Raw genomic sequence first — 13068 nt, 5'->3', positions numbered from 1 at the left:
CCATCGAGCCCACGCTCATCCAGATTGACGCCGGGGCCAGCCACGAAGCCGGGCGCATTGCCATCCTTGATGGTGAGCGGCAAGTCGGTGGAGACCCTGTCCCCGTCCTTGTCGGTCAGGGTCACGGTGAGCGGCAGCTCCAAAGACTCGCTGCCCTGGTGATCCAGCTCGGCGCTCAAGACAACCTGGGCCGTGACGCTCCAGTTGCCGTTGTTGTCCACCAGATCAAGCTCGGCGCGCAGTACCTCGCGGCCGTCCGCGCTGGTGCCCACCAGATCCCCATTGGCATCCAGGGTGAAGGTTACCGGGCTGCCGTGGCTGCTGTATTTACCATCCAGGCTCTGCTGGATGGCTGAAATGTCGAATTTCAGGCTGTTTGCATCGAGGGCATCGGAGCCGTGGCTCACGGTGAAGCTCATGTGGCTGACCACATCCTTCGCCCCTTGGTTGGCCTCCGTCATGGCGGTGCCGGTCACGGCGCTGATCACCGGGTTGGCGCCGTCGCCGATAGCGACGCTCAGGGTGGAGGAGACTTTGTCTCCATCGCTGTCGGTGAGGGTAAAGCCCGCCTTCAGCAGGCTGTCGGCGCTGCCCTGATCCAGCGGCTGGTTCAGGGTAAAGACGTAGTGGCCCTGCTGCCCTGTTTGATCCGAAACAAGGGTCAAGGTGAACACATTCTGGCCGTTGACGCTGCCGCTGATGCTGTTGCCGCTGATGCTGATGACAACGGGTTGGCCGCCGCTGGTGAGTCTCTGCAGGCCCGGTTGGCTGGCATCGAAGCTGATGCTGGCAAGGGGGTCGCTGCCGGCGGTGATATCGAGATCCCCGGTCAGGGTCTGACCGACCGTCCAGTCGCTGTCCTCCACCAGGGTGAGAGAAACGGGATCGACCTGGGGCAAGGCGCCGTCGGTGATCTGGATATTGAGGGTGCCGAGGTTGCTCTTGTCGCCGTCAAAATCGGTGCCCTGCACCTGCAGCCCCAGGTTGACGCTGTTGGTGCCCACAGGTTGATCCAGCACGCCATCGAGCTTCACATGGTACTTGCCGTCCAGATCCAGGGTCACGGTCAGAATGGTCTTGCCACTCGCATCCAGCAGGGTGATCTGGTTGCCATTGACCTGATAGCTGGTCGGCTTGCCGCCGCTGGTGAGACCATCCAGGGCAGGCTGGCTTGCCTCGAAGTTCAGGGATACCAGGCGATCGCTGCCCACATTGACCGGCAGCTGGCCATCCAGGGAGTGGCTGGCGCCCCCTTCCTGCAGGCTGATGCCGCCGTCGATGCCAAGGCTCGGATCCACGCCGTCGTTGATGGAGACCACCAGATCGGCGCGGGTCTCGTCGCCGTCGATCTCCTTGGCCGAGACGGTGAGCCCCAGGGAAAGGTTGTCGCTGCCCTGGTGATCCAGAGGCCCATTGAGGGAAACGGTCACCTTGCCGTCGATGTCGCTGCCAGACTGGCTGGCACTCAGCTCGGCCTTGATCACGTCAATGCGATTGCCCTGATCATCGATGTAAAAGCCGGTGAGCAGGCGATCGCTGCCGAACTCGAAGCTGAGCACATGGCCGTCGCTGCTGAGCCCGCTGCCGTTCAGACGAGTGAGCGTCGCGGCCTGATCGGCAAAGGCAAGGGAGTCCGCCAACAGGGGATCGGCCTGATGGCCCACCACGAACTCGCTCTGGCCCACCACGGCGCCCTGCTGGGTGAAGCCGTCTTCCGTGAGCGAAATGGGGGCTATGGTGAAGTCCGGCGGCGTGCTGTCCACCAGCTTGAGGGTGAGATTGGCACTCACCAGATCCCCGTCGCTGTCGCGGTATTCGAGGGAGAATGGCAGGCTCTGGCTGTCCTGGCCGTGATCCAGACTCTGGTTCCAGACAATGCGATAGCTGCCGTCATTGGCCAGGGTCAGGGTGAAGACGGTGACGCCCCCCGCGCTCGCGGTCAGGGTCTGGCCGCTTGTCTGGTAGCCGAGGGCCGCGCCCTGGCTGGTGAGGCCGAGCTGCTCGAGGGCGCTCTGATCGGCGCCGAAACTCACCTGCAGGTTGCCATCCAGACCCGCCCCCGTGTGCAGGGAGCCGGTGGCGCTCACCGGGCCATTGGCCAGATCCGCCTCGGACAGGGTCAGGGTATCGCTCTGGCCGATGAGGGGGGCGCCGTCGATCACCCGGTTCCCCGCCAGATCCGTCACCTCGGCGCGTACCTCGAAGGGGCCTTGAATGCCGGAGAGATCCAGGCCATTGAGCTGCCAGCGGCCGTCGCTCTCCACCAGGGCGCTGCCGCTATAGAGGGTCTGGCCGTTCTGGCCGATGAGGGTGATGGTGACGCGCTGGCCAGCTTCCACCTCTGTGGTGCTGCCGCTCAGGGTGACATTGCCCTGGCCCAGCAGGCTCTGGGTGTCGAGATCGTCGATGTCGATGCCGGCACGGGTGTCGACGGTGACGGTCAGGGTGTCGCTGGCCCGGTTGCCGGCGATGTCCACAGAATCGACGCGAAAATCATAGGCACCATCGGCCAGGGTAGTGGGGATCTGGTATTGCCAGTTGCCGTTGCCATCCACGGTGAGCACGGTCAGCACATTGCCGCCGAGGCTCAGGGTGACGGTGGCACCGGGCTCTCCCTTCCCTTGCAGCAGCGGCGTGGTGTCGCGGGTCAGATCGTCCACCTGGCTGGCGCCGGTGTCGCTCTCGTCGGTGAGATCCAGCGTGATGGTGGTGATGGTGTCGAGCAGGGTCTGACCGGTGTCGCTGGCCCGGTTGCCGGCCGCATCCTGGGTATCGGCCACTATGGTGAGCGGGCCGTCCACCAGCTTGCCGGTGACGTCGCCGAAGTTTGCCTCCCAGACGAAGCCCGGCAGCACCACTGTGGTGGTGGTCAGGCGATTACCATCCTGATCGATCAGGGTGACGGTCACCGTCTGGCCCACCTCGACGTCCTCGACAAAGCCGCGAATGATGACGCCGGCCGCCTCGTCGGCGTTGATGATGTTGTCGTCGGTCTGGGGCTCGGTGATGGTGATGGCCGCCAGGAGATCCTGATCTTCCGAATAGAGCAGCTCGTCCCCTGGCTGGGCGCCCTGATGGTCGGTGTCAAAGCCGGACTCCGCCAGGGTATATTCGCTGTTGAGATCCACCACCACGAAGCCGCCGGCGCTGGAGCCGACCACACCGCCCCCCGTGGCGGCTGCCGCGTTACCGGCCGCGGTCTCCTCAAACAGCTCGGTCGGGTCGGCCCCCTGACGGATGGCCTCCTGCAGGCTGGCCAGCTCGGGATCCATGGCCACGTTCGGTTCTGCCTGCGCCAGCTCGGACTGGTCGGCGTCCGGGGTCTTCGCGGGATCGCCCAGTTCGAAGCGTCCGTCCCCTTCGGTGAGCAGGCGCATGCCCGGCAGCAGCTGCATCCCCAGAGTGGCGCGGTGCAAGGAGCCATCGGCATCCATCACCAGCACGGTGCCCTCCACCTGGGTAACAAGAGTCGGTTTCTCTATTCGCAGCTCAGCCATACATCCTCCAACGGGTAAACACAGACAGCCCAGACCCACAAGGGTACAGGACGTCACCGTGACAGGCGGCTATTTTACCGCCTCTGTCGGCACAGATCCCTTCGCCATTTTCGAAAATATCGAAAGTAAATGCCGTAAACCTTCCTATTAAATTCAATAAAGTGCTGCCATTCACGGGATATCTCGGGATAGATACCCTTTTTCACGCCTCAGATGAAAAACATGGCTCTCCTGGTACCCATCCATACGACAACTCCTGACCTGCGCGCCCCCGGCCAGGCTTTCCCACTATTTCACCAGGGGAAGGTGAGTCCTCCATCCCCAGCAGGAATAAAGAATAAATATTCACTTTTACTTGGCGATAACTCTGGCCTAAGAGGCCATTCCCCTGCTCTTCCCCCCTTTGGCACGCCCCTGCTTCCCCGAGGCGCCGGCCAGCCGCAGCAGATCACCATGGATGAGGTGACGGGGATAACCACCAGATTGGGCTCAATAATTCAACCTGGATCTCACTTTTTGCATTAGCCCCCCATGCCAATTGATCTAGCGCAACTCCCACAGGGATAAATGATTATCCATTTTACCCATTTGGTATTATCCCCCCGAGCAAATGCATAAAAAATACTTTCTATGCAGTCATAACAATTAATCGGCCTGCCATGTCCATAAACCATGGGCACAGATGTCCACGCACCAAGATGGAACGGTCAGGCTCGGCATGGACATTTTATCTGGGAGTGATGACCGTGGGTTCACATAACAAGCCATTTCGGCCGGGTCTGGCCGCCCTGCTGCTGACGGCCCTGCTTGGCACCAGCATGCTGGCGCAGGCAGACGAGGCCGCCCCCGAGGGCAAGATAGAGGCGCGCAGCGAGCTGTTCGCCAAGGATCACGCCGATCAGTTCAGCAGTTGGCAAGACACCAGCGAGAGCCGCGAGCGCACCGACGCCCTGGCGGAAGATCCGCAGATGGTGGTGCTCTGGGCCGGCTACCCCTTCTCCAAGGATTACAACAAGCCCCGCGGTCACTTCTATGCGCTGACCGACGTGCGGGAAACCCTGCGCACCGGCGCCCCTAAGACCGCCGAAGACGGTCCACTGCCCATGGCCTGCTGGAGCTGCAAAGGCCCGGACGTGGCCCGCGTCATCGACGAGAAGGGTGAGGATGGCTACTTCAAGGGGATGTGGGCAAAAGGCGGCCCCGAGATCGTCAACACCATCGGCTGCGCCGACTGCCACGACACCGCCTCGAAAGAGTTCAAGGAGGGCAAGCCTGCCCTGCACCTCTCCCGTCCCTATGCCGACCGGGCCATGACCGCCATCGGCAAGCCGTTCAAGGAGCAGGGGCGCTTCGATCAGCAGTCCCAGGTGTGCGGCCAGTGCCACGTGGAGTACTACTTCAGCGGCCCCACCAAGGCGGTGAAATTCCCCTGGGACAAGGGCACAACAGTTGAGCAGATGGAGCAGTATTACGATGAAATAGGCTTTGCCGACTGGACCCATGCCCTCTCCAAGACCCCCATGCTCAAAGCCCAGCACCCCGAGTACGAGACCTGGCGCGCCGGTATTCACGGCCAGAACAACGTCGCCTGCGTCGACTGCCACATGCCCAAGGTGCAGAACGAGCAGGGCAAGGTCTACACCGATCACAAGGTAGGCAACCCCTTCGATCGCTTCGACCAGACCTGCCGCAACTGCCACACCCAGAGCAAGGAGATGCTGCAAGGGGTGGTCAAGCAGCGCAAGGATGCCGTCACCGAGATCAAGCTCAAGGTCGAGAAGCAGCTGGTGCACGCCCACTTTGAAGCCAAGGCCGCCTGGGATGCCGGCGCTACCGAGGCCGAAATGAAGGACATTCTGCAGGACATCCGTCACGCCCAATGGCGCTGGGACTTCTCCATCGCCTCCCACGGGGTGCAGATGCACGCCCCGGAAGTGGCGCTGCGCATGCTGGGAACCGCTCTGGACAAGGCTGCCGATGCCCGCACCAAGCTGGCACGTCTGCTGGCCGCCAAGGGGATCAGCCACGAGATCGCCATTCCTGACATCTCCAGCAAGGAGAAGGCCCAGGCCGCTCTTGGCATGGACATGAAGCAGATGAACAGCGACAAGGCCCAGTTCCTCAAGACCACAGTCCCCGCCTGGGATGCCGAGGCCAAAGCGGCCGGACGGCTCGCACAATGACGAGGCATGCGGGCCCGCAGTGTCGGGCCCGCAGCCGGATGGAGGCTTCCTATGGGTGATTTAACAATGGATTTCTTACGACTGATGCTGATGGCAGCCATGCTGCTGACCAGCCTGCAGGGCCAGGCCGCCGATGCGGCGAACGCCCCTGCGGCCCTCCCTGCCACACATGAGGTGGAGTTTTTGCGCAATCCCGATGCCGCCTGTACCGACTGCCACAAGGAGCAGGCATACGGCATGCACGGCAAGCACGGCCAGGCGACCAACCCCAACAACCTGGCGCCGGTCACCTGCACCAACTGCCATGGTCAGCCCTCCCCCCAGCACAGGGAAGGGGTCAAGGACGTGATGCGCTTTAGCGACAGCTTCAACAACAAGCAGAGCACCGGGACCTACCCCATCGCCGAGCAGAACGGGGTCTGCATGAGCTGTCACGAGCCGGGGCCCCTGCGCGAGGCGCTCTGGACCCACGACGTGCACGCCACCAAACTCAGCTGTACCAGCTGCCACCAGTTGCACCCGGCCAGGGAGCCCATGGTGGCGATTCCGGAGAAGTCCCGCATCAAGCTCTGCGTCGACTGCCACAGCAAGCAGCATCAAGCCAAGGCGGTCGGCCTGCAGGTCAATGCGGGCAAGGAGGCACCATGAGTTGCTCTCGTCGTGACTTCATGGCGGGGATGGGCGCGGGGGCCCTCATCATGATGACGGGCCCGGTGCGCGCCGGCGCTGCCAGCCTCGCCCACAGCCAGACCATAGACGGAGTGCGCTACGGCATGCTCCATGACGAGACGGCCTGCATCGGCTGCACCGCCTGCATGGATGCCTGCCGGGAGGTGAACAAGGTACCGGAAGGGGTCTCGCGCCTCGAGATCATCCGCTCCGGCCCCATCGGAGAATTTCCCGACGCCGACTACCGCTTCTTTCGCAAATCGTGCCAGCACTGCAACAACGCCCCCTGCGTGCACGTCTGCCCGACCGGTGCCTCCCATATCCGCAAGGAGGATGGCATCGTCGACGTCAACCCGGACTTGTGCGTCGGCTGCATGTATTGTCTGGCCGCCTGCCCCTATCAGGTGCGCTTTATCAACCCTGTGACCAAGGTTGCCGACAAGTGCGACTTTTGCCGCAAGACCAACCTGGCGGCGGGCAAGGAGCCGGCCTGCGTGGCCTCCTGCCCCACCAGGGCACTGGTGTTCGGCAATCTGGATGACCCGGGCAGCCCCATCGCCAAACGGCTGGTGAAGGAGACCATCTATCGCTACAAGCAGGCACTCGGCACCTCGCCCAAGATGTACCGCGTGCCCAAAGGGGAGATAACGTCATGACCATGCAAGCGGCATTTCACTTCCCCTCCCTTGTCTGGGGATTTGTCCGATCGCCATCTACCGCAGTCACAGAAGGAGGAATGGATCATGTTGCATGACGCATTTCACTTCCCCTCGCTGATGTGGGGATTTGTCCCATCGCCATCTACCCCGGCAATAACCGATGGAGGGAATGACCATGTGGCATGACGCATTTCACTTCTCCTCGCTGGTGTGGGGATTTGTCCGATCGCCATCTACCGCAGTAACAGAAGGAGGAATGGATCATGTGGCATGACGCATTTCACTTCCCCTCGCTGGTGTGGGACTGGCCCATCGCCATCTATCTCTTTCTGCTCGGCATCTCCGCCGGGGCCACCACCCTCTCGGTGCTGCTGCGCCGCCAGGGGGCCGGCAGCGAGAGCGGCATCATCAAGGCGACCGCTATTCTGGCGCCCGCGAGCGTGGTACTGGGGTTACTCATCCTCATCTTCCACCTGGCCCGCCCCTGGACCTTCTGGAAGCTGATGTTCCACTACCAGTTCGACTCCGTGATGTCCATGGGGGTCATGCTGTTCCAGGTCTATATGGCGGTGCTGTTCGCCTGGTTGGCGGTGGTGTTTCGCACCGAGTTCGAGGGGCTGCGCAGCCGGCTGCTAAAAGAGAAGTTCGCCTTTGTGGATGGGCTGATAGGCTTGCTGGCTCGTTTCGAGCGTCTGCTGGCACCGCTCTTGTTGCTGCTCGCCGTGCTGCTGGGGGCCTACACCGGCTTTCTGCTGTCGGCGCTCAAGACCTATCCGCTGTTGAACAACCCTGTGCTGCCGGTGCTGTTCCTCGTCTCCGGCGTCAGCTCCGGCATCGCCTCCACCATCTTGCTGGCGGTCACCCTGTTCAAGGAGAACCATCACAGCCAGGGGGTGAGCTTTGTCCACCGCTTCGAGCGGCCGGTGCTGGCGGTGGAGGTGTTGCTGCTGGTCTGCTTCTTTACCGGCCTCTACTTCGGTGGCGGCCAGAAGGAGATGGCCATGTGGGCTGCCATCGGCGGCGGCTTCTGGGCCCAGGTGTTCTGGCTCGGGGTGGTGGGCATCGGCATGCTGCTGCCCCAGCTGCTGGCTCTGCTGACCCCAGCGCCCCTGCGGGAGCGCAACAGCCATCTGGTGCTGATCTGCTGTCTGACCCTGGTGGGGATACTGCTGCTGCGTTACTTCGTGCTTTATGCCGGCCAGATGACGGTAGTTTAAAAACCGGTTCACGCTCCTGTTGCGAGGCCGTGATCAAGGCTCATGTGCTGCTCGCGTGTTTGCAATTAAGAGCGCTCACGTATGTCTATACGCTCTGGTTCGCGCAGCTCTTTAACGAGCTTCCGACCTCTCGCGACGGATCGTGAACCGGTTATTAAAGCTGGGGACCAGCGCCAGCCGCCCTCGGGTGACTGGCGCTGGCTTGTTGCTGGCCCAATGAATTTCTGGTGATGCCACACCCGTTGCTTGGCAATGTTCTCCGCCAAAGGGAGACGACGCGGCCTGTGTGTCATGACATGAATGAGATCAAAGATTGAACCGGAGGTTGTGTGCTGGCGGAGCTCGGCTATCTCTCACTGCTGCTGGCAGCGGCGCTCTCCCTGTTGCAGGGCACCCTGCCCTGGCTGGGCTTGCGGCTCGCCTCCCCCGCGCTGCTGCGCTGCGTCACGCCGCTGGCGCTGAGCAATGCCGCTCTGCTGGGGGCCGCCCTGCTGCTGCTCGCCAGCTGTTTTGGCCAGGATGACTTCACCCTCACCTATGTGGCCCAGCATGCCAACAGCGCCCTGCCCCTGGGCTTCAAACTGGCCGCCGTGTGGGGCGGTCACGAGGGCTCCATGCTGTTCTTCGTCTTTGCGCTGGGGCTGTGGGGCGCCCTGGTAGCGCTCTGCTCGAAGCGGGTCGATCCGTTGATCACAACCCGGGTATTGGCCATCATGGGGCTGATCGTGGGGCTCTTTGCCCTCTATACCCTGATCTTCTCCAGCCCGTTTGACCGCCAGTTCCCCGGACCGCTGGAGGGGCGCGATCTCAACCCCATGCTGCAGGACATCGGCCTTATCATCCACCCGCCCCTGCTCTATCTCGGCTATGTCGGCTTTGCGGTCAACTTCGCCTTCGCCATGGCGGCGCTGCACTCGGGTCGGCTCGATGGCGCCGTAGCCCACTGGAGCCGCCCTTGGGCGCTCGGCTCCTGGGTGTTTCTCACCGCCGGTATAGTGCTGGGCTCCTGGTGGGCCTATTACGAGCTCGGCTGGGGCGGCTGGTGGTTCTGGGATCCGGTGGAAAACGCCTCCCTGCTGCCCTGGCTGCTGGGCACCGCCCTCTTGCATGCCCTCATCGTCTGCGAGCGACGCGGCGCCTACGGTCACGGCGTGCTGCTGCTCTCCATCTTCACCTTTGCCTTGAGCCTGCTCGGCACCTTCGTGGTGCGCTCCGGGGTGCTCACCTCGGTGCACGCCTTCGCGGTGGATCCCGACCGCGGCCTCACCCTCTTGTTGCTGCTCGGGCTGCTATTGACCACGGCACTCACCCTGTTTGCCCTGCGGGCGGACATTCGCGCCCCCTATGCCCGCTTCGGTTTCTGGTCAAAGGAGGGGCTGCTCGGCGCTGCCATACTGCTGCTCTGCGTGGCCTGCGCCTGCGTGCTGCTCGGCACCTTCTACCCCATGGTGTTCCAGTCACTCCATCTGGGCTCGCTCTCGGTGGGTGCCCCCTACTTCAACGCTGTTTTCGTGCCGCTGGCGCTCTGCCTGATGGGGCTGATGACCCAGATCCCGCGCCTGCGCTGGCAGCGCCTTGCCAGGGTCTCCCCCCTCGGGACGCTGCTGCCGCCCCTGCTCGGCCTGCTGGGGGGCGGCCTGCTCAGCCTCGGCTATCGCGAACAGGGGTCCATGGGCTGGAGCGGCATCCTCGCCAATATGGCGAGCTTCTGGCTCATCGCGAGCCTGCTGCTCAATTTCTCATTCAAGACTCGCGACCTGAGCGCCAGCCGGCTGGGAAGCCTGCTGGCCCACCTCGGGGTGGCGGTCTGCGCCCTCGGCATCGCTCAGGTGAGTCACCACAGCCAGGAGGGAGGCACTGTGCTCTCTGCTGAGCGCCCCTATCGCCTCGGTGCCTATGAATTTCGTTACGAGGGGAGCGAGCCCCTGCTCGGCCCCAACTACACCGCCGAGCGCATTACCCTGAGCGTGTACAAGGAGGGTCTCGAGGTGGCCAGGCTCACCCCCGAGCGACGCCACTACAGCGTGCGCACCATGAACATGAACGAGCCCGGCATTGCCTGGGGGCTCTTTGGCGATCTCTACGTAGTGCTCGGCGAGAAGATGGGGCCGGAGGCCTATGCCATGCGGCTGCACCATAAACCGCTGGTGCGCTGGATCTGGCTCGGGGGCCTGCTGATGATGGCGGGCGGCGCCCTGCGCCTGCTGGGGCGCAAGCCCTTGCTGGCATCCCGTCCAGCCAGGATCCCGCAGTCCCTGCGCCAACAGGAGGCACCATGAGCCCGCGCCTGCGTCTCTTCCTCCCCCTGATAGTCACCCTAGGCCTCGGCGCCCTGCTCTGGCTCGGCCTGGGCAACAATCCCTACAGCCAGGATGAGGCCGTCGCTGGGCGCACCCTGCCCCCCTGGCAGAGCGACAATCTGCTGGATGGGGGCCTTATCCAGACCGCCAGCCTCAAGGGGGAGCCCTTTGTGCTTAACGTCTGGGCCAGCTGGTGCCCGAGCTGCCGCGCCGAGCACCCGCTGCTCAGTGAGCTGGCCAGCGCCGTGCCCCTCTACGGCCTCAACTACCGGGACAAGGGGGATGCCGCCCGCGCCTGGCTCGCGCAGGCGGGCAACCCTTATCGCACCGTGCTGGCCGACCCCGATGGCAAGCTGGCAATGGAGCTCGGCGTCTACGGCACGCCGGAGACCTATCTCTTTGCCGCCGATGGCACCCTGCTCAGCCGCCACACGGGGGAGATCACCAAGGAGGTCTGGCAGCGCCAGTTTGCGCCCCTGCTTGCCAAGGCTCGCAGCAAAACCCCTAACCTGGAGCAAGTACGGGAGAGTAAACCATGAGCCGTCTCGGCCACGCCCTGATCGCGCCGCTCTTGCTGGCATTGAGCCTTGGGGCCTTGGCCAGCGGAGTCGATACCTATCAGTTCCAGCACCCCGAGTTGCAAGCCCGGGCCCAGGATCTCGCCCGCGCCCTGCGCTGCCCCCAGTGCCAGAACCAGAATCTGGTGGAGTCCAACTCCCCCATCGCCCGGGATCTGCGGCTCGAGGTCTACCGCTGGGTGGACGAAGGGCAGAGCGATGAGCAGGTGATCGCCCGCATGACGGAGCGCTTCGGCGATTTCGTGCGCTACGATCCCCCCTTCAAGGGCAGCACGGTACTGCTGTGGGGAGGACCCCTGCTGCTGCTGGGGCTGGCGCTGAGGCTCCTTCGTCGCCGCCTGAAGGCCAGAGGGGAGCAGGCCACTCCGCCCGATGACAGGGTCAATCTGAGTGAGAGAGATCCCCGCAGCGCATTGAATCGCCTCATCATGGCAAGGGAGCAGGCTGGCCTCCCTCCCCATGATCCCCTCTATCGGGAGCTGGCCACCACTCACCTTGCCCATGCCACGCCTGTCGCCGAGCTGGCCCTGCGCGATCGGCTGACCCAGGCCCCCGGCCGCAGCGGGCGGCACGCGCGCGCCCTGCTGCTGCTTGGGATAGTGGCGCTAGGCGCTGTGGCCGGCATTTATGCCGCCAGCGGCCGCTACCAGGCCTGGCAGGCCTATCAATCCCGCCCCGATCCCCTGGCGGGGTTGAGCCCGCGGGATCTGCAGGACAAGGCGCTCGGCGCCCTGCACCAGCAGCTGCAACGCAACCCCGAAGATCTAGAGGCCTGGGCCGAGCTCGGCCAGTTGTATCTCTATCGGGACGAGTACGACAACGCCCTGCTCGCCTACCAGCGTCTGGCCCTGCTGGAGGGGGGCGCCAGCGCGGCGACCCAGGCCGCGCAAGCCACAGTGATCTACTACCAGGCGGGTCAGCGGCTCACCCCCGAGGCCGAGCGCCTGCTGGGCAGCGCCCTCAAGCAGGACAAGGGGGAAGTGAGCTCCCTGATGCTGCTCGCCTCCGATCACTTCCTGCACGGTCGCTACAGCCAGGCGATAGCCCTGTGGCAGCAGCTGCTCGACAGCGAGCGCCCCCGCATCAACCGGGCCGCGCTGATTGAGGCGATCCAGACGGCAAGAATAATGGGGGGCTAGCCGGGGACAGGGCGGGACGCAGAAAAGGGGGCAAGGGGCACCGAACAACCCCATAATGCAAACCGTGATTTCACAATGACAAGGTAGATGCATGATCCCTATTCGCTGCCACGCCGTTGCCGGAGTGGCGCTATCGAACATCGATGGCCAGATAAAGATGCTGCTGATGAACAGGGTCAAAGGGGGCTTCTGGTGTCATGTGGCGGGCACGGTCGAGGCGGGTGAAACCGGCTGGCAGACCATAGTGCGCGAGTTTGGCGAGGAGACGGGTATCACGGTTTGCGAGTTATACACAGCCCATTATCTGGAACAATTTTACGAAAGTACTTCAAATACGGTGGAGGTAGTGCCGGTATTTGTGGTCTATTGCCCGCCCAATCAAGCGATCACTCTCAACGACGAGCACACCGAGTATCGCTGGTGTTCGCTCACCGAGGCCAAGGCGCTGGTGAGCTTTCCCGGACAGCAGGCGCTCTATGACCATGTCTGGCACCATTTTGTGGCGCGCCGCCCCTCGCCGCTGATGAGGGTGGCACTGCGCTGATCCGGGTCGGCTGACAGCTCCCTCGCAGCCCCCTGCCGGCGCCCCTCTTCACCGCCACAAAGGGGATTAATGGTGCGTTCGACCCGATACCGCCCCGGAAGGCGCAAAAAGAGTAGCAATGATGGGCCAGAAAGGGCATATAGTGCGCCCCATGACGGGCGGAACCCGGCCAATGTACGCGCCAGATGTGGCTCATTATGAATCCCGTGAGAGGGCGCCATAGCCATGAATTCGGCTATTTCAAGGTGAGCCATCCCATAAAATGGAAATATCGGGCCGTCA

9 protein-coding genes are annotated in these 13068 nt (G+C 63.4%); 8 read left to right on the top strand and 1 reads right to left on the bottom strand.

Features of this window, described 5'->3' with window-relative positions:
* Positions 1-3497 (bottom strand): retention module-containing protein (locus tag HB860_RS05515; RefSeq protein WP_247625991.1); only part of this gene is annotated, 3497 nt, incomplete at its 3' end.
* Positions 3498-4237: 740 nt separating this feature from the next.
* On the opposite strand from HB860_RS05515, the gene nrfA reads away from it, so the two are divergent.
* From nrfA to HB860_RS05475, 8 genes are all read left to right on the top strand, one after another.
* Positions 4238-5680 carry an ammonia-forming nitrite reductase cytochrome c552 subunit gene (gene nrfA, locus HB860_RS05510; RefSeq protein ID WP_247625990.1) on the top strand — a complete coding sequence of 481 codons (1443 nt, stop codon included), beginning with the start codon at positions 4238-4240 and terminating at the stop codon, positions 5678-5680.
* A gap of 51 nt (positions 5681-5731) precedes the next feature.
* Positions 5732-6328, top strand: coding sequence for a cytochrome c nitrite reductase pentaheme subunit (gene nrfB / locus HB860_RS05505; protein ID WP_247625989.1), 597 nt, complete (start codon positions 5732-5734; stop codon positions 6326-6328).
* Positions 6325-7005, top strand: a complete 681-nt coding sequence (gene nrfC / locus HB860_RS05500; protein WP_247625988.1) for a cytochrome c nitrite reductase Fe-S protein — start codon at positions 6325-6327, stop codon at positions 7003-7005. Before nrfB ends, nrfC begins: the two co-directional genes overlap by 4 nt.
* 266 nt (positions 7006-7271) lie before the next feature.
* A complete protein-coding gene (gene nrfD / locus HB860_RS05495) occupies positions 7272-8225 on the top strand; it encodes a cytochrome c nitrite reductase subunit NrfD (protein WP_247625987.1) in 954 nt (317 codons plus the stop codon).
* A 329-nt stretch (positions 8226-8554) separates the two neighbouring features.
* Positions 8555-10504 carry a heme lyase NrfEFG subunit NrfE gene (nrfE, locus tag HB860_RS05490; RefSeq protein WP_247625986.1) on the top strand — a complete coding sequence of 650 codons (1950 nt, stop codon included), beginning with the start codon at positions 8555-8557 and terminating at the stop codon, positions 10502-10504.
* Entirely contained in the window at positions 10501-11064 is a 564-nt protein-coding gene (locus tag HB860_RS05485; protein WP_247625985.1) for a DsbE family thiol:disulfide interchange protein, read from the top strand. Before nrfE ends, HB860_RS05485 begins: the two co-directional genes overlap by 4 nt.
* Positions 11061-12242 (top strand): heme lyase NrfEFG subunit NrfF, encoded by a 1182-nt coding sequence (nrfF, locus tag HB860_RS05480; protein ID WP_247625984.1) that lies wholly within the window; start codon positions 11061-11063, stop codon positions 12240-12242. Before HB860_RS05485 ends, nrfF begins: the two co-directional genes overlap by 4 nt.
* A 91-nt stretch (positions 12243-12333) precedes the next feature.
* On the top strand, positions 12334-12786 hold the full coding sequence (locus HB860_RS05475; protein WP_247625983.1) for an NUDIX hydrolase: 453 nt from the start codon (positions 12334-12336) through the stop codon (positions 12784-12786).
* Positions 12787-13068: the final 282 nt, after the last annotated feature.

Source organism: Aeromonas genomosp. paramedia (assembly GCF_023093515.1).
Classification (GTDB): domain Bacteria; phylum Pseudomonadota; class Gammaproteobacteria; order Enterobacterales; family Aeromonadaceae; genus Aeromonas.
The sequence above is the reverse complement of the archived record's forward strand: the minus strand, read 5'-3'. Positions and strand labels throughout refer to the sequence as shown.

Coding starts and splice junctions, on each gene's coding strand:
- nrfF (WP_247625984.1), top strand. CDS start 11,061: ATGAGCCGTCTCGGCCACGCCCTGATCGCGCCGCTCTTGCTGGCATTG.
- nrfC (WP_247625988.1), top strand. CDS start 6,325: ATGAGTTGCTCTCGTCGTGACTTCATGGCGGGGATGGGCGCGGGGGCC.
- nrfB (WP_247625989.1), top strand. CDS start 5,732: ATGGGTGATTTAACAATGGATTTCTTACGACTGATGCTGATGGCAGCC.
- HB860_RS05475 (WP_247625983.1), top strand. CDS start 12,334: ATGATCCCTATTCGCTGCCACGCCGTTGCCGGAGTGGCGCTATCGAAC.
- HB860_RS05485 (WP_247625985.1), top strand. CDS start 10,501: ATGAGCCCGCGCCTGCGTCTCTTCCTCCCCCTGATAGTCACCCTAGGC.
- nrfA (WP_247625990.1), top strand. CDS start 4,238: ATGACCGTGGGTTCACATAACAAGCCATTTCGGCCGGGTCTGGCCGCC.
- nrfD (WP_247625987.1), top strand. CDS start 7,272: ATGTGGCATGACGCATTTCACTTCCCCTCGCTGGTGTGGGACTGGCCC.